The organism is Marivivens niveibacter (genome assembly GCF_002150005.2).
Lineage (GTDB): Bacteria > Pseudomonadota > Alphaproteobacteria > Rhodobacterales > Rhodobacteraceae > Marivivens > Marivivens niveibacter.
Map to the genome: position 1 here is coordinate 48,514 of NZ_MSPP01000008.1, position 21,529 is coordinate 70,042.

At 53.6% G+C, this 21,529-nt stretch carries 21 protein-coding genes, 1 tRNA gene and 1 riboswitch; of the genes, 14 read left to right on the top strand and 8 right to left on the bottom strand.

Features of this window, described 5'->3' with window-relative positions; all coding sequences use genetic code 11:
- Positions 1-111 precede the first annotated feature (111 nt).
- A riboswitch (cobalamin riboswitch) is annotated at positions 112-303 on the top strand.
- Between the two features lie 108 nt (positions 304-411).
- Together BVC71_RS15065 and BVC71_RS15070 are read left to right on the top strand one after the other, a co-directional pair.
- Positions 412-1,638 (top strand): aromatic ring-hydroxylating oxygenase subunit alpha, encoded by a 1,227-nt coding sequence (locus BVC71_RS15065; RefSeq protein WP_086452557.1) that lies wholly within the window; start codon positions 412-414, stop codon positions 1,636-1,638.
- Positions 1,639-1,641: 3 nt separating this feature from the next.
- Positions 1,642-2,715, top strand: coding sequence for an FAD-binding oxidoreductase (locus BVC71_RS15070; protein WP_086452528.1), 1,074 nt, complete (start codon positions 1,642-1,644; stop codon positions 2,713-2,715).
- On the opposite strand, the gene BVC71_RS15075 is transcribed toward BVC71_RS15070, so the two are convergent.
- On the bottom strand, positions 2,712-3,176 hold the full coding sequence (locus BVC71_RS15075) for a YdcF family protein (RefSeq protein ID WP_086452529.1): 465 nt from the start codon (positions 3,174-3,176) through the stop codon (positions 2,712-2,714). The genes BVC71_RS15070 and BVC71_RS15075 overlap by 4 nt on opposite strands.
- A 79-nt stretch (positions 3,177-3,255) precedes the next feature.
- Between BVC71_RS15075 and BVC71_RS15080 the strand changes: the two genes are divergently transcribed.
- Positions 3,256-3,522, top strand: a complete 267-nt coding sequence (locus BVC71_RS15080; protein WP_086452530.1) for a TFIIB-type zinc ribbon-containing protein — start codon at positions 3,256-3,258, stop codon at positions 3,520-3,522.
- 67 nt (positions 3,523-3,589) lie between these two features.
- Positions 3,590-3,997, top strand: coding sequence for a universal stress protein (locus BVC71_RS15085; protein WP_086452558.1), 408 nt, complete (start codon positions 3,590-3,592; stop codon positions 3,995-3,997).
- 32 nt (positions 3,998-4,029) lie between these two features.
- On the opposite strand, the gene BVC71_RS15090 is transcribed toward BVC71_RS15085, so the two are convergent.
- Positions 4,030-4,215, bottom strand: coding sequence for a PLDc N-terminal domain-containing protein (locus BVC71_RS15090; protein WP_086452531.1), 186 nt, complete (start codon positions 4,213-4,215; stop codon positions 4,030-4,032).
- A gap of 153 nt (positions 4,216-4,368) precedes the next feature.
- On the opposite strand from BVC71_RS15090, the gene BVC71_RS15625 reads away from it, so the two are divergent.
- Positions 4,369-4,494, top strand: coding sequence for a hypothetical protein (locus BVC71_RS15625; protein ID WP_276268541.1), 126 nt, complete (start codon positions 4,369-4,371; stop codon positions 4,492-4,494).
- Here the strand turns inward: BVC71_RS15625 and uvrB are convergent.
- Entirely contained in the window at positions 4,491-6,683 is a 2,193-nt protein-coding gene (uvrB, locus tag BVC71_RS15095) for an excinuclease ABC subunit UvrB (RefSeq protein ID WP_086452532.1), read from the bottom strand. The two genes, BVC71_RS15625 and uvrB, sit on opposite strands and share 4 nt — an antisense overlap.
- Before the next feature lie 133 nt (positions 6,684-6,816).
- Here uvrB and BVC71_RS15100 point away from each other — a divergent pair, with 133 nt between their 5' ends.
- From BVC71_RS15100 to BVC71_RS15145, 9 genes are all read left to right on the top strand, one after another.
- Entirely contained in the window at positions 6,817-7,128 is a 312-nt protein-coding gene (locus tag BVC71_RS15100; protein ID WP_086452533.1) for an ETC complex I subunit, read from the top strand.
- 244 nt (positions 7,129-7,372) lie between these two features.
- The gene (locus BVC71_RS15110; protein ID WP_086452535.1) at positions 7,373-8,479 is read left to right on the top strand and encodes a tRNA-dihydrouridine synthase; all 1,107 of its coding nucleotides are present in this window, start codon (positions 7,373-7,375) and stop codon (positions 8,477-8,479) included.
- Between the two features lie 134 nt (positions 8,480-8,613).
- Positions 8,614-9,543 carry an MYG1 family protein gene (locus BVC71_RS15115; RefSeq protein ID WP_086452536.1) on the top strand — a complete coding sequence of 310 codons (930 nt, stop codon included), beginning with the start codon at positions 8,614-8,616 and terminating at the stop codon, positions 9,541-9,543.
- Positions 9,544-9,914: 371 nt separating this feature from the next.
- The gene (locus BVC71_RS15120) at positions 9,915-10,352 is read left to right on the top strand and encodes a hypothetical protein (RefSeq protein ID WP_133064558.1); all 438 of its coding nucleotides are present in this window, start codon (positions 9,915-9,917) and stop codon (positions 10,350-10,352) included.
- A gap of 155 nt (positions 10,353-10,507) precedes the next feature.
- Positions 10,508-11,173: a hypothetical protein gene (locus tag BVC71_RS15125; protein ID WP_133064559.1), complete on the top strand. Its 666-nt coding sequence runs from the start codon at positions 10,508-10,510 to the stop codon at positions 11,171-11,173.
- Positions 11,170-12,609, top strand: a complete 1,440-nt coding sequence (locus BVC71_RS15130) for an O-antigen ligase family protein (RefSeq protein ID WP_086452539.1) — start codon at positions 11,170-11,172, stop codon at positions 12,607-12,609. Before BVC71_RS15125 ends, BVC71_RS15130 begins: the two co-directional genes overlap by 4 nt.
- Position 12,610: 1 nt before the next feature.
- Entirely contained in the window at positions 12,611-13,420 is an 810-nt protein-coding gene (locus BVC71_RS15135) for a metallophosphoesterase (protein WP_086452540.1), read from the top strand.
- Positions 13,421-13,423: 3 nt separating this feature from the next.
- Positions 13,424-15,577 carry a GumC family protein gene (locus BVC71_RS15140; RefSeq protein WP_086452541.1) on the top strand — a complete coding sequence of 718 codons (2,154 nt, stop codon included), beginning with the start codon at positions 13,424-13,426 and terminating at the stop codon, positions 15,575-15,577.
- Between the two features lie 167 nt (positions 15,578-15,744).
- On the top strand, positions 15,745-16,179 hold the full coding sequence (locus BVC71_RS15145; RefSeq protein ID WP_086452542.1) for a hypothetical protein: 435 nt from the start codon (positions 15,745-15,747) through the stop codon (positions 16,177-16,179).
- Positions 16,180-16,304: 125 nt separating this feature from the next.
- On the opposite strand, the gene BVC71_RS15150 is transcribed toward BVC71_RS15145, so the two are convergent.
- The 5 genes from BVC71_RS15150 to BVC71_RS15170 form a co-directional block, all read right to left on the bottom strand.
- A tRNA-Gln gene (locus BVC71_RS15150) sits at positions 16,305-16,379 on the bottom strand.
- A gap of 60 nt (positions 16,380-16,439) precedes the next feature.
- On the bottom strand, positions 16,440-17,744 hold the full coding sequence (locus BVC71_RS15155; protein WP_086452543.1) for a mechanosensitive ion channel domain-containing protein: 1,305 nt from the start codon (positions 17,742-17,744) through the stop codon (positions 16,440-16,442).
- Positions 17,745-17,804: 60 nt separating this feature from the next.
- On the bottom strand, positions 17,805-19,454 hold the full coding sequence (locus BVC71_RS15160; RefSeq protein WP_086452544.1) for a KpsE/RkpR family capsule polysaccharide export protein: 1,650 nt from the start codon (positions 19,452-19,454) through the stop codon (positions 17,805-17,807).
- Complete coding sequence (locus tag BVC71_RS15165; protein ID WP_086452545.1) at positions 19,432-20,091, bottom strand: ABC transporter ATP-binding protein; 660 nt, start codon at positions 20,089-20,091, stop codon at positions 19,432-19,434. Before BVC71_RS15165 ends, BVC71_RS15160 begins: the two co-directional genes overlap by 23 nt.
- 159 nt (positions 20,092-20,250) lie before the next feature.
- Positions 20,251-21,498, bottom strand: a complete 1,248-nt coding sequence (locus tag BVC71_RS15170; protein WP_086452546.1) for a Na+/H+ antiporter NhaA — start codon at positions 21,496-21,498, stop codon at positions 20,251-20,253.
- Positions 21,499-21,529 lie beyond the last annotated feature (31 nt).

The window sequence follows — 21,529 nt, forward strand, 5'->3', positions numbered from 1 at the left end:
TTCACACTTCGTCAATATTTAGTTTTCCACAATCGCCTGTGGGTAAAATTTTTCCGTGCCGATTTTGCACCGTTCAGGTCGTTTTCGGGCCAATCGCATAATCATTAGGCTGCTATCGTATAGGCGTAAGGTGCGGGCCCACGGGTCCGAGAATTGGGAAGCCGGTTCAAGTCCGGCACTGCCCCCGCAACGGTAACTAGATTTAGGCGCGGCGACATACCACTGGGGAGGAGCCGGGAAGGTGTCGCGCTAGGGTTCGCCCCAACTAGAAGTCCGGAAACCAGCCTTGCTGAAACGTCAACCGCGGGCGGCGGTGCAGACGCGGATCAGGTGTGCATATTTCGCGCGCCCCGTGGCCTGTTTGTCGTCCCACCCATTTTTATCGCCGTGATTTGCGGCAGGAGAACGACAATGACGCTGCAAGTGTCCCAGATGTTGGCCGAACGGGTTCCAGGGCATGCACTTCCACGTGCGGCATATACGGACGCATCAATTTTTCAGGCTGATCTACAGACGATTTTTTATCGTCAGTGGCTGTTTGTCGCGCCTGCATGTGAATTGCCGAAACCGGGGAATTACATTACCCATCAGGTTGGTGAATATCGCGTCATAGTTGTGCGTGGGGCCGATGGCGAAATTCGGGCGTTCCACAATTCGTGCCGCCATCGTGGGTCCGTTTTGTGCACCAAGGCCAAAGGATCGTCTCCGAAACTGGTCTGCCCGTACCACCAATGGACCTATGAATTGGACGGTCGCCTGCTGTGGGCCAAAGATATGGGTGCTGATTTCGACGCGTCGAAACACGGGCTGAAAACGGTTCACTGCCGCAATCTGGCTGGCATGATCTATATCTGCCTTGCAGACGAGGCGCCCGATTTCGATACCTTTGCCGATCAGGCGCGCCCCTATCTGGAACACCACGATCTGGAAAACGCCAAGGTCGCGTTTGAATCGTCGATCGTGGAAAACGGCAACTGGAAACTGGTCTGGGAAAATAACCGCGAATGTTACCACTGCGCGGGCAACCACCCTTCGCTGTGCCGCACTTATCCCGAAGACCCGTCGATCACTGGCGTCGAAGAAGACGGATCGGTCCCAGAACGCCTGCAAAACCATTTCGACCGACTGGAAAGCGCTGGCATCACGTCGCAGTTCCATATCGCGCAGGGCGGTCAGTATCGTTTGGCGCGCGTTCCGCTGAATATGGGCACAAAAAGCTATACTATGGACGGTGAATTTGCGGTGAAACGTAAATTGGGCAATGTGGGCGTGGATGATGCCGGCCCGCTGCTCAAATTCCACTATCCGACCACTTGGAACCATTTCCTGCCCGACCATTCCATCGTGTTCCGCGTGACCCCGATCAGCCCGACGGAAACGCAAGTTACGACCAAATGGCTCGTGCACAAAGACGCGGTCGAAGGTGTGGATTATGACCTGAACCGCCTGACCGAGGTGTGGATGCACACCAACGACGAAGACCGCGAAGTGGTTGAGAATAACCAAGCAGGCATCAATTCGCCCGCCTTCGTGCCTGGCCCATATTCCGCCATTCAGGAATCTGGTGTCATTCAATTTGTCGATTGGTACTGCGGCCAGATGTCTGGCGATACCGAAATGAAGATCGCGGCGGAGTAAGCGATGAAAGACCTACCAATTCCCCCGCGTGCGATTTGGACAGATGCAGAGCCTTTGGAATGCGTTTCCGTCATTCCAGAGGTGCCAAATACCGCGACCTTTACCTTTCGGTCGCCGACTGGCGCGATGTTTGATTTCCTGCCGGGGCAATTCCTGACGCTGGAAATTCCTGCGCCATCGGGCACGGTGCACCGGACCTATACGATTTCGTCGTCGCCTTCGCGTCCGCGGTCGATTTCGATCACGGCTAAGGCGCAGGAAGACAGCATCGGCACCCGCTGGATGATCGATCACCTGAAGCCGGGCATGCAGCTAAAGGCATTCGGCCCCGCAGGTGTGTTCACGCATATGAACAAACCTGCTGAAAAATACCTGTTTATCACCGCAGGCAGCGGCATCACGCCCGCCATGTCGATGACCACCTATATGTGGGATCTGGGCCAAGAACCTGACATCGTTTTCGTGAACTGCGCCAAACGCCCGTCCGAGATTATTTTCCGCGAACGTCTGGAACACATGGCCAGCCGCGTTCCGGGCATCAAACTGAAATGGATCGTGAGCGAAGCGGACCGCTATAAACCTTGGACAGGGTTCGAAGGGCAGTTCAATCAGCTGATGCTGGGCCTGCTTGCGCCCGATTATTTGGAGCGCGATGTTTATTGCTGCGGACCAGAGCCGTTCATGCTGGCCGTGCGCGAAGCGCTGGCAGGTCTGGGCTATGACATGGACCGCTACAATCAGGAAAGTTTCCAAGCGCCAGCCGAAACCGCGTCTGACGTGCCTGACCTAGACGATCTGGTGCCAGATGAAGATACCAGCGCCGAAGTTACCTTTGCCCTGTCTGGCGTGACGGCCAAGGTTGCGCAGACGGACACCATTTTGGCGGCAGCGAAATCGAACGGCCTGAACATTCCGTCGGGCTGCACATTCGGCGTTTGCGGCACCTGCAAGGTCAAGAAAACGTCGGGCGATGTGCATATGGTCCACAACGGCGGCATTTCTGACGATGACATTGCGGACGGCTACATTTTGGCCTGTTGTTCCAACCCGATCGGCAAGGTCGAGGTCGAGGTCTAACGCCAGTATTTCAGCAGATAGTAGGGGATTGCGATAGCCTCTCTTACTGCGGCGCGGACTTGCGTCCCCGGGTTCGCGCCGCGCCCTGATGGGCAGGCAAAATCGGGGCGAAACCCGTGATGACGTGCAACCAGCCACGACCGCGGGATGTGATACCAATCAGTCACGATGGTAATTTCTTTCGCATTGGTTAGTAATTTGGACAGCGCGAAGTTTTCGTAGGTAGAGGTCGCTTTATCCTCGATCGTGATTGCGTCATCGGGCACGCCATTCGCTATCAAAACACGGTGCATTATCGATGCTTCGGTTGGGGGGTATTTACCTAATCCGCCCGTGACAATGATGCGCGAAATGCGCCCCACACGGTATAATTCAGCGCCTTTCAGAACGCGCCGCATCAGTGCGGGCGATGCGCCGTTTTTCCATACGGCGGCGCCCAGGATGATCGCTGTTTTTGCCATGCGCGACGGAAACTCCTACTTGCTTCGTAGAATTACGAACCCATCTAGGATGTAGACGAACAGACAGAGGATCAACCGAATGAAGTGTCCAATCGACGGCGAACTATTGGTTATGGCCACCCGCGAAGGTGTGGAAATCGACTACTGTCCAAAATGTCGGGGTGTTTGGCTGGATCGCGGCGAATTGGATAAAATTATCGAACGATCCAATGCGTCCCCAGAACCCGCCCCTGCGCCGCGTTATGAAGACCGCGACTATCGCCGTGATGACGACGATTACAAATATCGCAAATCGTATAAGAAAAAGCGCAAAGAAAGCTTCCTGTCCGAGCTTTTCGATTTCTAGGTGATCTAAATCAAGGCAGCTGAGATGGGTTTGGGTGATGATCCCTGCAAGTTTGCAGGAGATTGCCATGTACAAACACGTCCTCGTCCCCGTTGCCTTTGATGCTGGGTTCGAACACCTGGATCCGCTGCCGATTGCGAAAACGCTGGTCGCGGGTGGCGGTAAGATTAGCTTGCTTCACGTGATGGAAGAAGTGCCCAGCTACGCTGTGTCTTTCATGCCTGATGATTTCAGAAACGAAAGCCGCGACGCGATCCGTGCCGAACTACAAGGCATGGCCGCGCGATTGCCCAATGCGAATGTCTGGGTGGTTGATGGTCATGCGGGTCGCACTGTTCTGGATTGGGCCGAAGAACACGCCGTTGATCTGATTGTCATGGCGTCTCATCATCCGGGGTTGGGTGATTATCTTTTGGGGTCAACGGCTGCGCGCGTTGTGCGGCATGCAAATTGTTCGGTGCATGTCATCCGATGAAAAAGGGCGGGGAAATCCCCGCCCGATTTTGTTTATACGGTTGCTGCCGACGAACGCGGACCTGCGACCAGCCACGCGATAAAGCCCAGTACAGGCAGGAAGAAAACAACCAGCGCCCAGATCAGTTTCGACACGCCGCTTGCGCGCGAACCAACGATTTGAATGATTGCGTAGATGTCAGCGATCAGAACGATCAGACCAAAAATACCATATTCCATAATACACACTCCAATTGAACATTTGCCTATACAACGCGTGGTCCGCGGAATGGTTCCGTTGTGTTTTCTGCGCCAGTCTAAGGAATTGGTGGAATTTTTGGGGTTTTCTGGACAGGCCTGATCATAGACAACCGTCCTGCAAAGGAGTGAACGATGCGTGTTGTGTTAATTATTGCTGTTTTATCTACGTTGACTGCTTGCGGCCCGCGCAAAATGGTTGGCGCGGTTGTCAAAACGGGTGTGGCCGCGACCTATGTCGCGACCGATATTGTGTTTTAACGCGATTTGCGGCTGCGTTTGTTTCCGCCGCGTTGCCCTGCACGGCCGGCAGATGACCGGCCTGATGCTTTGCGGCTCTCCTCGACGGCGGAATCCACGGCAGATTGACGGGCCAATGGATCGTCCGACACCACCAAATCCACGGTTTCCAGACGTTTGATTTCGTCGCGTAGGCGGGCTGCCTCTTCGAACTCTAGGTTTTCGGCGGCTTTGCGCATGTCGGTGCGCAGGCCGTCCAGAACGGATTCCAGATTGCCGCCATGCAGCGGTTTGTCGACAGTTGCCGTGACGCGGGATTGGTCGGTGTCGCCGTTGTATAGGCCGGCCAGAATATCTTCGACGTTCTTTTTGACAGTCTGCGGGGTGATCCCATGTTCGTCGTTATAGGCCATCTGACGGGCGCGGCGGCGTTCGGTTTCTTTGATCGCGCGGTCCATCGATCCTGTGATTTTATCCGCGTACATGATCACGCGGCCTTCGGCGTTACGCGCTGCGCGGCCGATGGTCTGAACCAAAGACGTTTCGGACCGTAAGAAACCTTCTTTGTCTGCGTCCAGAATGGCGACCAATCCGCATTCGGGGATATCCAACCCCTCGCGCAGTAGGTTGATCCCGATCAGAACGTCAAAAGCCCCCAAACGCAGATCGCGCAGGATTTCGATCCGTTCAATCGTGTCGATGTCCGAATGCATGTAACGGACCTTGATCCCCTGTTCGTGCAAGTATTCGGTCAAATCTTCGGCCATGCGTTTGGTCAGGGTGGTGCACAAAACGCGGTAGCCGTCGGCGGTGACGCGGCGGATTTCGTCCAACAGATCGTCGACTTGGGTTTCGACGGGGCGAATTTCAATCTCGGGGTCCAACAGGCCCGTGGGGCGAATGATCTGTTCGGTGAACACGCCGCCCGTTTGTTCCAGTTCCCACGCGGCGGGCGTGGCCGACACATAGATCGACTGAGGGCGCATGGCGTCCCATTCTTCGAATTTTAGCGGGCGGTTATCCATGCACGACGGCAGGCGGAACCCGTGTTCAGCCAGCGTGAATTTGCGGCGATAGTCGCCTTTGTACATCGCGCCGATTTGCGGAACCGAAACGTGGCTTTCATCCGCGAAAACAATCGCGTTGTCGGGGATGAATTCGAACAGGGTGGGCGGCGGTTCACCCGGAGCGCGACCCGTCAGATAGCGCGAATAGTTTTCGATGCCGTTGCAAACGCCTGTTGCCTCTAGCATTTCCAGATCGAAATTCGTGCGCTGTTCTAGGCGCTGGGCCTCTAGCAATTTGCCTTCGTCCTGCATTTGTTTCAGACGAATGGCCAATTCTTCTTTGATGCCTTTGATCGCCTGATTCATGGTCGGGCGCGGCGTCACATAGTGACTATTCGCGTAGATGCGGACCTTTTCAAAGGTGTCTGTTTTTTCGCCCGTCAGCGGGTCAAATTCGTGAATCGCCTCTAATTCTTCGCCAAAGAACGACAGACGCCACGCGCGATCGTCCAAGTGAGCGGGCCAGATTTCCAAACTATCGCCGCGCACACGGAAACAGCCGCGTTGGAACGCAGCATCATTGCGGCGGTATTGCTGAGCGACCAAATCGGCCATGACTTGGCGTTGGTCATACATTTTGCCTGCAAACAGGTCTTGGGTCATGGCCGAATAGGTTTCGACCGAACCGATACCGTAGATACAGGACACCGACGCTACGATGATAACGTCATCGCGTTCCAACAACGCCCGCGTGGCCGAGTGGCGCATTCGGTCGATCTGTTCGTTAATCTGGCTTTCTTTTTCGATATAGGTGTCCGACCGCGGCACGTAGGCCTCGGGCTGGTAGTAGTCGTAGTAGGACACGAAATATTCTACGGCGTTGTCGGGAAAGAACCCTTTGAATTCGCCGTATAATTGGGCTGCTAGCGTTTTGTTCGGGGCAAGGATGATGGCGGGGCGCTGGGTTTCTTCGATCACCTTGGCCATGGTGAATGTTTTACCGGTGCCGGTCGCGCCCAACAGAACCTGATCGTGATCGCCGTCCAAAATGCCCGCTGCCAATTCTTTGATCGCCGTGGGTTGGTCGCCCGCAGGTTCAAAGGAGGTGTTCATGACAAACCGTTTGCCGCCTTCCAGCTTTTCGCGTTGCTGGGGCGCGCGGTTTTGCATGACGGGCATGTGTTCGGGCGAATTGTTGTGCATATCGGCTCCTGATGTCGGGTCTATAATGTGCTCTTTTTGTTCACCTTCAAGGGCCAAAGGCGCATTGGTCTATCGCGTCTTGAACTGTGCCGCGTTTTTCGGGATAAGAGGCCAACAAATACGGAGCCATCCAATGCGTGCACGAATCTACCGTCCAGCTAAGACCGCCATGCAATCCGGCGTTGCCAAGACCAAACAGTGGGTTTTGGAGTACGCTCAATCGTCCGCACGTGACATTGACCCACTGATGGGTTGGACATCGTCGTCCGATACCCAAGCGCAGGTCAAACTGCGTTTCGACAGCAAAGAAGCCGCGCTGGAATATGCTGAAGCGCACGGTATCGAGGCTGTTGTGCAAGAACCAAAGACACGTTCTGCGAACATTCGCGCTGGTGGCTACGGCGAAAATTTCGCAACCAACCGTCGCGGTGTTTGGACTCACTAATAGGCTGCGGACAGCGTCTGTTCTTTTTGATGACCAATCCAAGGGCGCCCAATGGGCGCCTTTCGTATGTCTGGGCTTTGTGTTTGAAAATGCTTAGACAGTGGGCGAAGTGCTAAAAAATGTGCGTTTTTTGGGTTGTGCCCGCCAAGTTTCGTCTGATCGGCCGTCTGATCGCTGTAATAGTTGACATATTTCATGATCGGCCTGAGGATTTTTACCAGACGGTAAAATAAGGAATGCTGCAATGCCCACTCTTGCTACAAAGTTCACCGGCCTAGATTTCGTAAACCCTTTCGTTCTGGCCTCGGCGCCTCCGACTGAAAGCAAACGAAAGATTATGAAGGCGTTTGAATCTGGTTGGGGTGGCGTTGTGACCAAAACCATTGGGTTGCATCCTGTTGAAAACGTTGCGGGGCCGCGCACTATTTTTCAGCGGGCAAGTGAAACAAAACCCTATGTATCGCGGACCAAACGCCCTGATACGGTGTCGCATTCGTCGTGGAATTGGGAATTGATTTCTGATCAGCCGCTGGATTTGTGGTTGCCCGATTTAGAAGAGATCAAGTCGACCTATCCTGATCGAATGCTGATTGGGTCGATCATGGCCGGAACTGGGACCGAAGAGGAAATGGACAATTGGCGCAAACTGGCGACCGCTTGTGTGGGGGCTGGATGCGATGCGCTGGAGTTGAATTTGTCTTGCCCGCACATGGATCGCAAAGATATGGGCGCGCATATCGCAAATGATGAAGACATCATTCGGTCCATCATGGCGGCCGTCACTTCTGTGGTCAGTGTCCCAATCTGGGTTAAACTGACCCCCGCAACATCCACGGTCGTTGATGGTGCGCAGGCTGCCTATGACGCGGGTGCTTCTGCGATTTCGCTGTGTAATACATTTCCGTCGATGCCATTGATGGATCCTGAAACCATGAAATTCGAGGTAGAAGTAGACGGGTACGTATCGTCTGGTGGTATGGGTGGCCTTGCGATCTTAAACCAAGCCCTACAACGGGTGTCCGATATTTCGCGTGCCTTGCCCGGCAAATCGATTTCCGGCATCGGCGGGATCAAAGGTTTCAACGAAGCGTTCAATTTCATCGCCCATGGGGCAGGCAACCTACAGGTTTGCACCGCCGCGATGGAAGAAAAAGGCAGTGGCGGCGTTGGCGTGAAATTGATCCAAGATCTAAAAGACGATCTGTTGGATTATCTGACACGCAAAGGGTTCGACAGTATCGACGACTTCAAAGGGATCGCTTGCGATCGTGTGGTGGAACAGTCGCAAATTCGACGCAAAAGCGAAGATTACAATGGGGGTTTCGTCGCTGAAGTGGAAGAGGTCGACTAGACCATTGCCAACACTGGCTTGTCTCGGCCCCGTTATTTGCGTTAGGCAATGCGTGATCTGCAGGATAGGGGCCTGTGATTGAATTGGCGGCGATCCAAACGGTCGCCGTTTTCATTTGAGCCATAGGTGATTTCATGACCATTACGCATCTTGTGACCCATTCGGGTGGATTTCATGCCGATGAGTTGCTGTCGTCCGTCATTCTGACACGACTATTCCCAGATGCGGCGATCGTGCGGACGCGCGACGATGAATGGATCACACCCGGTGCTGGCAAGATCATTTACGATGTCGGTCGTGATTACGATGCGGACCAGTTCATTTTCGATCACCACCAGCGCCCAACGCCTTTGCGTGATGATGAAAACCCCTACAGTTCATTCGGGTTGGTGTGGAAACACTTTGGCCGCGATTATTTGGCGGCGTTAGATATTCCAGAGGCGCACCTTGAAGAAATTTGGGCCAGTTTCGATCAGGGGTTTGTTTTGCCGATCGATCAAATGGACAATGGAGCGATGAACCCATCGGTTGCGGGGCCGTTGGTCGCGATGACTTTGCCTGTCTTGTTAGAAAGCCTGAAACCTGAATTCGATAACCGTGCAGATGGTGTTGATGATGAGGCCTTTGCGCGCGCTTTACCGATCGCACGCGCGTTCGTTGAAGCCGCGATTGGTAAAAAGGCGGCGAAAAGACGTGCTGAAGCGATGGTTATGGATGCGATCGCAGCGGCAGGCGATTCCGCCATCCTAGAATTGCCAATGGGAATGCCGTTCCGATCGGCCATTGAAAAGGCGGAAGCGGATCATTTGCTGTTCGTCGTGAACCCGCGGGGCACCGACTGGGCGATTGGCGGCATTCGGATCAGTGGCGATAGTTTTGAACAACGTGCTGATCTACCAGCAGCCTGGGCTGGTTTAACAGACGAAGATCTAGAAAAAGCCAGCGGTGTGAAGGGCGCAAAGTTCTGTCACAACGGCCTATTTATCGCTGTAGCTGCAAATCGCGACGCGGCGATAAAAATGGCTGAAATCGCTGTTGAACAGGCGCAATCGCATCAAGATTAAACCCTAGCGCAAGTGATCTGAAAAAGAATCGCCTAGCGCGGCGCAGTCGGTATGCAATTTGCAAGCGACTGCGCTGGCAAATTTCGCGTGAGTGGTATCGTTTTGAAAATGTTATACTTCCGACGAGATTTTAGTAGCATATAGATGACCACCTTGTCGGCATCATTCATTACCTGAACGTGTAGTTGGGTACGCGGGCGTTATACTCCTCTATGCCGACGACTTGAGGTAAATCCTCAATATTTTCCGCAATATAGGGGCGAACTCGAAAGCAGTCGTAAACCAGAGATGGTGTTTGCTGAAAACGCAAGTCGCCAGATCCATTCGTGCTGCCGCCGAAATTGTTTGCGTTAGGAAAAGGTAATTCAGTGATGTCCCGTGTTGCGTTTTTTGGAAAGATCGCTGTTGTGCTGCTAATGTTCATTGGTGGTTTGGCTCAGGCTGCACCGAATGTGCGTGTGATCAGGAATGATCCAGGTGGAAATGTGAATGAATACCTGATGAACGTAAGTATGGCGGTGCTGACGGGGGAAACCATTCGCATTGATGGCTGGTGCGCATCAGCTTGTACGTTGTATCTGGGATCGACAAACACTTGCGTGACGCGCAGCGCAAATTTTGGCTTCCACGCGCCGCGCGGCGGGTCAGCTGCGGATAATCGACACGCAGCGCAAGTGATCAGCACACGCCTGCCAGCCCCGTTGGGGCAGTGGTATTTACAGAACGCCGCCTTTTTGCCTGCGGACCAGCATGTCACTCTGTCGGGGCGTCAGTTGGTGCAAATGGGAGCCGCGCGTTATTGTCGCTAATCGGGGCAGTTTCGACCCATTTTGTTTGAAATCTGCAACGCAAAGGAAGGATTGTCTTACCTTGCGTTGCTATAAGTCATTTGCAAAGGTAAACTACACTTACATTTTTTAAAGGCCGGACCGTCGGGGCATTTTGTCGGTTCAGGAGTTTGACGTTGAATATTTTTCGTAACGCAATGGTGTTGACCGGTTTGGCGTCAGTAGCCTTTGCGTGTTTCGCTGTAAGATCCGAGTTTAATTCGGTCATGGCAGCACCTGATGAGACGCAAATGTATCTGTCTGCGCTGCAAGAGCAGCCAGTCTTTGCATCCTCTTTGTCGAACAGCAGCCACACATTTCAAATGCGTAACTGCGATGACTATCTGGCATCCGTTGTCGGGCCACTGTTTGGGCGGACTGCATTAGAAAACGTGGCGACGTCATGCGAACAGCGAGCATCCGAAATCTTAGCCGTATCGCCGAACGCTGCTGTGGCGCATCTAGTTCGCGCTGATGCGCTGGCCATCATTGGGCAACCAGATGAGGCCTTTGCGGCTTATGAACGATCCTACCAATTGGCGCCGTCCGAAGGGTGGCTCGCCACACGGCGACTGCGGCTTGCTTTTCGTTTGGGCGCAGCGGCATTGGGCGATGCGGCCGCGAATGATGCCAAGCTGATGGTCGAAAGTCATATTTATCGCCCTTATCTGGTCGATCTATATCAATCCAATCCTGCACATCGCGAATGGTTGGCGTCTGCGTTAGAGGGGGCTGATCCTGGCGCGTTGCGTACGTTCCTAAGGTTGGTTCGCCAAGCGGCTCAGCGGGGGACTGGCTTGTGATCGATTTTTCCCATGTAAAGCCAGCGGCCGTTGACCCTTCGCGGACGCAAAAGCCCCAGCAGCGTCAGTCGTTGTTCGAATTTGAAGTTATCGAAATTTACGAACGCAAGCTTCGGGAATCGCCTAAAGCAGCGTCGCGCTTGAACGACGTCATGGCAAAGGTCATTGCGGTTTTGCTGTTTTTGATGCCGATCCCATTTGGTGCAAATAGGCCATTGGCGTGGTTGGCGGCGATCTTTTTGATTGGTGCGTTGACCGCAATTTATTTCGCTATGGTCGCACGTTTGGATCCCAATCGCCCGACGCAATTCAGAAATTATCGCTGGGTCGTGTTGCCGGGGCTGGCTGCGATCATTTGGTCTGTCATTCAAATCATTCCCATAGGCGGCGCAACGCTGTCTGAAACTGCATCTGCAACGGCGCTGGCGATACCGCGCATGGTGTCCTATGGGATATTATTTGTCCTGATTTCAGAGGTTTGTACAAACCGCGTTCGCACGGAAAAGCTCGTGACTTGGGTGTTCTACGGCATCGTCGCCCATGCCGTCTGGGCGCTGCTATCGCTCAGCGTTTTCGGCGATACCCTGCTATTTCAGGCCAAAACAACCTACGAAGGGTTCGCAACGGGTACATTCATCAACCGCAACTCGTTTGCCACCTATATGGGGATGGGCGTGGTCATTGGTGCTGCGATGGTTTTGTTTGAGATGCGGTCGCCAGCGCGTCGTTCCCCGAACCGCAAATCGCGAGTCAAAGGTTTCACAACAGATGCGGCCTATATGACCATTTTGGTTTTTGTCGTATTTGCCGCGCTGCTAGCATCTGGGTCTAGATTGGGCCTGGCATCTACGATCGCAGGCGCCTGGACCACTATTGTGGTGATTTTGCTAAAAACGGGGATATCTCGTATCCGAGTGATCGTGGGATCGGCTGCTGCCGCTGTTGCTGGGGGGGCTGTTCTGGCTGTCATGTTCGGGCAATCTTTGTTGCAGCGATTGGTGTTTCTGTTCGTCGATTCCGAAACGCGGATTGAATTGTATAGACAGTCGTTAGCTATGATTGCTGATCGTTGGGCAACGGGCTTTGGTTTGGATAGCTATGAAATAGCGTTTCATGGGTTTCACTTACCCACGCTATCCACGTCACTCATTTGGGATAAGCCTCACAATACCTACCTGACACTGTGGTCTGAACTCGGTGTGATTGCTGGTTCGCTGCCCATGCTGGCCGTGCTGATTGCATTCGTAATGGTCGCACGATCGGTTTTCATTCGCGAACGCAGCTATTTTCCTGCAGCGGCCGCGACAGGTGTGATTGTCTTGGGCGCGATGCATTCGCTGGGTGATTTCAGCCTAGAGATTGCTGCCAACACATACGTATTCGTGGCAATTGTTGCGTTGGGGCTGGCCCGTCGCAGCCGTGCGAGGGAGTACTAAGATGCTTTTTGGCCGTCCCCAAATGCAAAGCACAGTCGCGCATCGCATTCTGCGTTTGAAACAACAGCCCGCCGCGATTTACGCGATTGGTGATATCCACGGGTGCTTGGATCTATACAACGAACTGGAACAACAGATCGTCGCGGATGGCGCGTCGATCAATGGTCCAAAGCTGATCGTCTGCTTAGGCGATGCTGTGGACCGTGGGCCGAATACCGCCGGAATGCTCGATCGTTTGATCGGCCCACCGCCTGAAAACTTTGATCGGGTTGTGCTGCGCGGCAACCACGAAGACATGATGGTCAAATTCATCGAAACGCCAGAGCGTCACCTGAATTGGATCGATTTTGGCGGTGAAGAAACACTTGCCTCTTACGGCGTGCGACCGACCACAGAAAAAGGGTTTCGCGCAGAAACCCGGATTCTCAAACGGAAACTGGATGTTGGCATTCCAGATGCCCACCGCGTGTTTTTGAATGGTTTGCCGATTGCACTGGAAATAGGCAACCTGCGCTTTGCGCACGCAGGCTATGGTTTGGGTGCGGACGCGGCACAGCAATCCCCTGAATTATTGCTGTGGGGCCCGCCCGAGCAATGCGATGGCTATTCAGGCGACGAAGTGTTGGTTCATGGCCACGTGATAGTTGATGATGTTTTGATGACCGATAATCGTGTAAACGTTGATATCGGGGCCTATCAGTCGGGGCGATTAGCGGCTGTGCGTTTTATTCCGGGGTCGAACGACCGAAAGTTATTAGTATCGACAAAACCAGGTGTGAAAACACCTGTGGTGAATTTGAAGGACGATTAATTAATGCAAGAAAATCAGGATTTCATTGACCTGAGAGACGTTGTAGCGGTGCTGCGTCGACAAGCCCGTTTGATTGGCATCACTGTTTTGATCGTTTTGGCTGTTGCGTTTGTTTATCTGACGCAAGCGACGCCTTTGTATACGGCAACGGCGCTGGTGAAAATCGACCCTCAGGAAACCAACCTGTTGGATCCGACGCAGGTTGGAAATAGCAATTCGTCCATCGAAAGCACCCGCCTCGAAACCGAGGTCGAAATCCTGAAATCGTCGAATTTGGCCATTCAGACGATTACAGCGCTGGACCTGCAAAGCACCCAAGAGTTTGGACCTTCGGTATCGCTGCTGGATCAGTTCAAGGTCGCATTAGGTTTTGAACTCCCTGCTGCGCCGAGTGGCACCCAACTTCTTAGCTCGAGCCTTAAACGTTTTGGCGATGCATTGACGGTGCGCCGCCGCGGATTGACGTATATCGTTGCGGTTCAGGCCACCACAGCCGATCCGGATTTGTCTGCGCAGATCGCAAATACCCATGCGGCGACCTATATTCAGGATCAAATCGCCAGTCGTTCCAGCACGTCGATTGCATCGCGCGACGTCTTGCAAGGACAGCTACAATCTGCGCGTTCGCGTTTGGAGCAAAGCAATTCGGCCCTGAGCGATTATATTGAAACCAACGTCATTCGACTGGCCGAAGAAACCGGTAACCCCGAATTGGCGGCGATTGGTCGCCAGTTGCAAAATACAAACGAACAGATTGCCGATTTTGAACAAACCATCGCCTTGGCTCAAAATGCGTTTGATGCGGGCGATTGGGAAACACTGGCGTCACAGGTTGGCGACTCTGCGCTAACCGCGTTGGAACGTCAGCGTCAACAATTGCAAAACCGCCTACAATCCGCCGAAGCGGGAACATCAGAAGCTTTTGATCTGGCTGCGGGACTGGCTGAACTGGAAACCCAAATTGCCGCTCGGGGTGAGGCTGCGTTTGCAAGCCTAGAGACGCAGATGTTGGAGTTCCAAGACAGCCGCATCGCGTTACAGGACGAAGCGCAGCGCGCCGCGCTGGAAAGCGAGTTGTCGCCTGCAACGTTGGCCGACATCTATAGCTTGCAACAAGAAGCAGGCATCGCACAGCGCCAGTACGACCAGTTGTTGGGCCGTATTCGTGATCTGGAAACTCAGGCCGTTTTGCAGGTTGCAAACAGCCGTGTCGTATCCGACGCGCTTGTACCTACCGCCCCATCTTATCCGAACAAGAAACTCGTCATGGCATTGGCGCTGGTTCTAGGCGCGGGTCTGGGTGTTGGTTTGGCGTTCCTAAAAGAATTCTATTTTGGCGGCATCACTTCGGCGAGCCAGCTAAAGAACATCGTTCCTGTTCCGATGGGTGGTATCATTCCAAAGGTGAACACCACTGATGTGACCGAAGTGCTATCGGATCGCGTAGTCTCTGACCCAATGTCACCCTTTGCAGAATCGTTCCGCAAATTAAGAGCGAGCATTGACGAAGAGATTGGTCAGACAGAGAGCGGCCGCGTCATCATGGTGACCTCTGCAATCCCAGCAGAAGGTAAATCAACAACCGCGCTTGCCCTGGCGCGTACCTATGCATCGGCTGGCAAACTCACATTGCTTATCGACGCAGACCTGCGCAACCCAAGCATTCACGGATATCTGGGCGCCGAGCCTGAAACTGGTCTGCTAGAATATCTGATGGATCGGACATCGCACCCACGCAAGGATGCGAAATCCAACGATTTGCTGGATGGTGAAAAAGAGGTCGAACAATTCTATGTGGTCGATCCTTTGACGAATGCTGGCGTGATCTTGGGGCGGAAAAAGTCCAATGTACCGACAGATGCACCGCTACAGTCTGATGTGTTCTCTGGGCTTTTGAACGGTGCACGTCAAAGCTTTGACGTGATTATCGTAGATACAGCACCATTGGTTCCGGTTGTGGATACGCGATATGTGACACCCCACGTTGATGCGGCCGTAATGTGCGTGCGATTCGGCGAAGCGACTCAATCCGAGGTGCGCAGCGCCTATGAACAACTGGCCAATGCATCGCGTGGTAATGTGAAAATTGTCACGGCTCTCAGCTGTTTCGAGGGATCGAGCCGTAGTTATCGCTATGATGGCTACTATGGTGCTTAATTTTTGAACTGGTCCGTTGTGATTTTGTCAATAAAGCGCTTTAAACTCAGGATTAACCTATCGGATATTCAAAATGTATCCGATAGGTGTTATTGTGAAACTCAGTATTTATGCTTTTAGCGGTGTTATCGGTTAACGAGCGTCGCACATTGATAGAGGTAAAACCAATGAAGAAATTTCTTGCCGTAGCAGCCGTTTCGCTGTCGACAATGTTCGGTGCAGCTGCAAACGCACAAGTTGACCTGTCTGCCGAACTGGCCGCTTTGAACCTAACATGTTCGACCGATCCTGCGAGCTGTCAGTTGGCGACCGAAGCTCTAATGCAGACTCTACGTAACTCTGGCCTGCCCGCATCGGAAATCAACGCTGGTATCGGTGCCGTTGTTGCGACCGTTGTTAATGTTGCAAACAGCCTGCCACCTGCACAGAAACAGCAATTGGCTGGTGCCGTCGCATTGGCATCCGATCCTAACGTTGGTTTTGTTGGCAGCAGCCCAGAAGTTCTGGAGCAGATCGCTGCAGCAAACAACATCACTGACGCGCTGGAAACCGGCGGTGACGTTGACTCCAACGTTATCTCGCAGTTGGGCAGCGGCAACTAAGCCGTTCCTAACAAACAAAAGAATTCGAAGCCCGGTCTTTTGATCGGGCTTTTTCTTTGCGCGATTTATGGCAAAGAAAATATGACCCTAACGGGTGTAATAAAATTATCAATGTCAGGAAATACTGGCTGGGGTGGTAGGATTCGAACCTACGGTGCGCGGTACCAAAAACCGGTGCCTTACCACTTGGCTACACCCCAGCAGTGGTGCGCTAATTAACGTCTGCTTCGGGGGGGATCAAGAGTGTTTCGACAAAAACTTCACTCTTTTTTCGCGCTGCCGTCCAAAAGGTCTTCGGTATCTTTATTATCGCGTTCTTCGTTGATTAAGCGGTCCAAATCGGCATCGGTTTGGGCGGAAACTGGTGATATTTCGGCATTGTTTACCGGCGCGGACGCAGCTTTGGCGGGTGCGGGTTGATCTAAGGAGCCTTCAACGCGAATCCTGTATGTGGTGTCGGGCATTTCGATGCCCTGAGATTCGAAAGCACCTTTGACTTGGCGTATGGCTTCGCCCCGCGCGAGGTTAATGGACGTCTGATTCTGATCAATCCAACCCGCAACGGTAATGCCGACGCCAGATTCGGTGATCGTATCGATCCAGCTTTCTGTGGCGGGTGTGTCGATCACGAACGGCAGGGCCTGAACTGTTTTCGCGGCGAGTAGTCGCGCGCCGCCAATATCGGACGTGGTCGCCACATAGAGCGTGAATAGAAAGCGCCGTTCTTCGTTCTGACTAAAATTCACGATACGGCTTTTGAATACGGTCGCATTTGGGATGCGAATATGATTGCCATCGAACGACAACAAAATCGTCGCGCGGCTGGTCAATCGAATGACTTTGCCCTGATCTCCATTGATCTCGACCACGTCATTGGGCCGGAACGGTTGGCGTAACGATAGCATCACAGAGGCGATGTAGTTTTCGACAGTGTCTTTTACGGCAAAGCCTAGGGCTAGACCGATAATCCCCGCAGCACCCAGAATGGTCGATAGCAAAGCGGTCGCATTGAGGATATCCAAGGCGATGACCAGACCTGCCAAACCAAACAGCAAAACCACAATTTGGCGGTACAGATCAGCGACAAAGCTGTTTGGGGCAAGCCGTGACCAAAAACGGCGCATAGCCGCGATGCGGGTGCCGATCCAAAGGATCACAGCAAAGACAGCAATCGCGACCAGAACAACAGGCAGGTTGGCCAGAAACTGTTCCCAGCGCGCTTGAAACCGATCCAGTGCAGGGTCCAGACGCCGACCCAGATCAGCTGTTTCAACGACATCGTTCTTGATCGCAACCACGCCCTCAACACGGTTAACCAGCGCATTCAGCGCGCTGATCTCTGTTGCCGATGTCGCAGTGCCATCCAAGGTGACAATGCCGTCGTTCACACTGACGGACACGTCTTCGTATCCGCCCAGTTCCTGAATGATATCGCTGATACGGTCGCCAATTGCGCTGTCGCTCGCGACCGTGCTGCCTGTCGTGATCGTGCCTGTGGGGGCATCTTGAGCGATGGCCGAAAATGCAAAAATACACGCGGCTAGAACGGCGAAAAATCGAAACATGAAAAAACCTGCCCTTAAATCTAAGGGCAGGTTAGCACGGTTATCGGATGGGGAAAGAGGTTAGGATGAAACCTGCTCTCTCAGGACCGATGCGGTCAGCGAAATCATCAGATAAATGCCCGCAAAGATCAGCAATGCGACCAATGTGTTTTCAAACGCTTTTGGATAGGTCGGATCATCTGGTGCAATAGGTTCGACGCTGGTGGACAGATAACGGACCTGACGGTTCGCTTCGTTGCGGGCAGCGTCCATTGATGCCAGCGCTTGTTCAACCAGAACAATTTGGAATTGATAGTTTTCTTCTGCAGCACGCAGTTCGGTCGTTTTGGTGGCTAGTGAACTACCGTCGCCAGTGGCTTCGGTCAGTTGCTGCCTTAGTTCACCAATGGACCCTTCAAGGCTAGAAATTTCGCCTTCGACCGCGTTGACGCGTGCTTCGCTCGGGCGCGTGACCGACTGCAAAGAGGCCAGTTCCAGAATTTTATCCTGACGGCGGGTTTCCAGATTGTTGATCTGCCCCATGATCAGCTGGATTTCACTGTCCGGACTGATGGTCTCTAGCTCGGTTTGGATGCGCAGCAGTTCCTGAAGCGCAGCATCGCGCCGCTGTTCGGCCTCTTGATAATAGGCCAATGCGCCTGACATTTGGTCCTCGCGCATGCGTTGGGTCAGCTGGTCGACGCGCTGTTCGGCATAAGAAATCAAAGCTTCGGAAAAGCGTTGGCTGGTTTCGGGATCTGCCGCCACAATTTCCATCTTGAGCGTGCCTTCGGTTGGGTCATAGCCGATGGTAACATGGCGCTGATACACCTTATACGCATCAGCATCGCTTGCGTCCGAGGCCAGTCGTTGGATTGGGTCAATCCATTCTTGGCTATAGTGTTCTTTGAACCCTTCGTTTTCGTCCAATCGCGTCATTGCGCCCAAGGACAGCAGGTATTCTTGAACGGCGATCGCGTCCGCTTGGGTCGCCATTGATGTACCCTGCAGCAAACTGCCAAAGCCGCTAGAGCCGCTAGACGGCTGCGCCTGTTGAATGACAAAGGCGGATTTGGTCGCGTACATCGGTGTCGCGATCATGAAATAGTAATAGCCCGTCAAAATTGTCGGCAGCAGCACAAAAACAGCAAGCCGCGAGAATAGTGCAATCAGTTTGCGGCGGCGACGGCGTGCGATGTCTTGCTGGATGCGCAGTATTTCACTGGCGCGGCGTTCGGCAGGATCTTCGCCCGCGGGTTCGGTGAGTGCGCGGCTTTTCTGTGGAACGGTCTGGGGCAATTGTGCGCGGCGAGGCGCACCGGTCATTGCGGGACCTGCTGAAGGTAACTGACCGCCACCATTTCCGCCCTCTTGCGTGACGATTTCTAGGATAGACGACCGTTCGAACGGATCAATGCCCCGTGCGCGCAGCTGCCTGACGGCATCAAAATCCGAAACCGCGGTGATGTTATGCTTTTGCGCCATGCGCCGTGCCATGCGCAGTTGGCGCCCTGTCAGGCCCTCTTTGCGGATGGCATCGATATCGGTTTCGGCGGCAACTTGGTTCGGGGTGTCGATGTTGCCATCAACGGGCGGCTTTGGTTCAGCAGGGGGCTGCTGTTTGGGCCGCGGTTGTTCGGCTGGCTGCGCGGTTTCAGCGGGCTGCTCAGCGGTTGGTTTTTGATCCGGTGTGCGTAACCGGAATTTTCTAGCCTTGGGTTTCATAGTCATACAGCTGCTTTGCCTCTTCCAAGGTGTCGAACATATGCAATTGGCCATTCATCAGAACGGCGGCCGATTTTGCGAACTTCTGCAAAGTTTCAGCCTGGTGCGATACAATAATAACGGTTGTCGATTCCAGCCTGCTGCGCAACAGGTCGCCCGCCTTGCGGTTAAAGATGGGATCGGTTGTTTGCGGCATGCCTTCGTCGATGAGATACATATCGAATTCAAGCGACAGCAGCAAAGAAAACGCAAGCCGCGCGCGCATTCCTGCACTGTAGGTTCCGACAGGCATGTCGAAATATTCGTCGATATCACACAGCCAGCGACAGAACGCTTCGATGTAATCGGGGTCTAGGCTGTAAAGGCGTGCGATATAGCGGACGTTTTCACGGCCCGTGTGTCTGTTCACCAGACCGCCCATAAACCCCAACGGGAATGAAATGCGGCACATGCGGTGAATTTCGCCTTCGTCTGGTTTTTCCAGACCCGCCATCATGTTGATCAGCGTCGTTTTGCCGGTGCCGTTCGGGGCCAAGATACCCAGACTATTGCCGATATCCACGCGGAATGATGCGCGATCAAGGATCACCTTGCGCTGTTTTCCGGTCCAAAATGATTTACTGACGTTGACGAACTCTAACATCCTGATCCGCTCTGCCCTGCCAAAGGCCTGCCTGTTATCGGGCAATTATGTTTACCGAATGTTATCGGCGATTTTTCCCGATTATGACGGATCAAGCGGGAAAAGAACATGAATAATTACGCCCGCCGAGTTCACAAAACCGGGCGGGCGTAAAAGCGTTTAGTTTTCGATCTTTTGGACTTTGGTCAATTTGCCCGCGACAATCGATATGCCAGCCGCGGCGAAACTGAATAGTGCGCCCATTTTCGCAGCGTCCTGTACAGGGCCCGGATCGAAGGCAACCGAAGCCACAAACAGCGCCACGGTAAATCCGATCGCGGCTACACAGCCGATCACGAACAGGTCGATGATGCGCATACCCGCAGGCAATCCAAGGCCAAGCGGTTTCGCCGCGATCCAGCCCATCAGCAATACGCCCAGCGGTTTACCGATGATCAGGCCCGCAAGAACCAACCATGTTGGTTCCGAGATGGAGCTGAACGTCACGCCCGCATTACACAGACCAAAGAAGAACAGGATGATTTCCACAGGGTACTTCAACGCGTGTTCGATGTCGTTCAGCAGGTCGTGCAGATGTGTTTCCGCTTCGGAGAAGATACCGAATGCGCGGTCTGCGTGCGGGATGGTTGGAACGATTGGCAACAGGCCCAATGCAGGGTGAATGCCAGACTGTTGGAAACCGTACCAGCTAAAGCATGCTGCAATAGCGTATGGCCAGAACGACAGTTTCTTGCGCACCCAAGTCGATGTTGGACGCGCTTGATTGCCGCGGTCCATACGACGGGGCAGCCAGTTTGCCAGCACGAAAACCACAATCGCCGCACCAAAGGACAGTAGCAGCCATTCCGGTGCCAATGCGCCCGATGGATAGAAGATCGCAAGGATAAGCAGGCCAACGGCGTCGTCGGCAATTGCCAGCAGTAGTAGGAAACGGACAGCAGGGTGACCTGCGCCGAATACCAGACGGCCGACTAGATAGGAAAACGCGATGTCTGTCGCGGTTGGGATCGCCCAGCCGTTTGCCACAGCACTATAGGTTTCCGAACCCAGCATCATTGCCAAGATCAGGTAAACAGCCACTGGGCCCAGAATACCGCCCGACGTTGCGATCAGCGGGGTGGCCGCTTTTTTACCGCGAAGGGATCCGTTTTCCAGAATGATGGCTTCCCACACCTCTTTTGCCGCGATGGCAAAGAACAGCGCCATCAAGACGTCGTTAACCAGATAGTGCAGGGTTAGTGTACGGTGACCATCATGCAGGTGACCGATAAAGAAATGATCGACGATCACGAAATCTACGAAATGGTGATAGCTGTCAGGATTGATGTTTGCCCAAACAAGGGCAATGACCGCCCCCATGATCAGCAATAGTGAATATTGCGTTAGAAAGTTCCAGACGCGGTACATTTTTATTCCCTCGTTCGTTGGTCGCTGCGCG

Coding starts and splice junctions, on each gene's coding strand:
- BVC71_RS15065 (WP_086452557.1), top strand. CDS start 412: ATGACGCTGCAAGTGTCCCAGATGTTGGCCGAACGGGTTCCAGGGCAT.
- BVC71_RS15070 (WP_086452528.1), top strand. CDS start 1,642: ATGAAAGACCTACCAATTCCCCCGCGTGCGATTTGGACAGATGCAGAG.
- BVC71_RS15075 (WP_086452529.1), bottom strand. CDS start 3,176: ATGGCAAAAACAGCGATCATCCTGGGCGCCGCCGTATGGAAAAACGGC.
- BVC71_RS15080 (WP_086452530.1), top strand. CDS start 3,256: ATGAAGTGTCCAATCGACGGCGAACTATTGGTTATGGCCACCCGCGAA.
- BVC71_RS15085 (WP_086452558.1), top strand. CDS start 3,590: ATGTACAAACACGTCCTCGTCCCCGTTGCCTTTGATGCTGGGTTCGAA.
- BVC71_RS15090 (WP_086452531.1), bottom strand. CDS start 4,215: ATGGAATATGGTATTTTTGGTCTGATCGTTCTGATCGCTGACATCTAC.
- BVC71_RS15625 (WP_276268541.1), top strand. CDS start 4,369: ATGCGTGTTGTGTTAATTATTGCTGTTTTATCTACGTTGACTGCTTGC.
- uvrB (WP_086452532.1), bottom strand. CDS start 6,683: ATGCACAACAATTCGCCCGAACACATGCCCGTCATGCAAAACCGCGCG.
- BVC71_RS15100 (WP_086452533.1), top strand. CDS start 6,817: ATGCGTGCACGAATCTACCGTCCAGCTAAGACCGCCATGCAATCCGGC.
- BVC71_RS15110 (WP_086452535.1), top strand. CDS start 7,373: ATGCCCACTCTTGCTACAAAGTTCACCGGCCTAGATTTCGTAAACCCT.
- BVC71_RS15115 (WP_086452536.1), top strand. CDS start 8,614: ATGACCATTACGCATCTTGTGACCCATTCGGGTGGATTTCATGCCGAT.
- BVC71_RS15120 (WP_133064558.1), top strand. CDS start 9,915: ATGTCCCGTGTTGCGTTTTTTGGAAAGATCGCTGTTGTGCTGCTAATG.
- BVC71_RS15135 (WP_086452540.1), top strand. CDS start 12,611: ATGCTTTTTGGCCGTCCCCAAATGCAAAGCACAGTCGCGCATCGCATT.
- BVC71_RS15140 (WP_086452541.1), top strand. CDS start 13,424: ATGCAAGAAAATCAGGATTTCATTGACCTGAGAGACGTTGTAGCGGTG.
- BVC71_RS15145 (WP_086452542.1), top strand. CDS start 15,745: ATGAAGAAATTTCTTGCCGTAGCAGCCGTTTCGCTGTCGACAATGTTC.
- BVC71_RS15155 (WP_086452543.1), bottom strand. CDS start 17,744: ATGTTTCGATTTTTCGCCGTTCTAGCCGCGTGTATTTTTGCATTTTCG.
- BVC71_RS15160 (WP_086452544.1), bottom strand. CDS start 19,454: ATGACTATGAAACCCAAGGCTAGAAAATTCCGGTTACGCACACCGGAT.
- BVC71_RS15165 (WP_086452545.1), bottom strand. CDS start 20,091: ATGTTAGAGTTCGTCAACGTCAGTAAATCATTTTGGACCGGAAAACAG.
- BVC71_RS15170 (WP_086452546.1), bottom strand. CDS start 21,498: ATGTACCGCGTCTGGAACTTTCTAACGCAATATTCACTATTGCTGATC.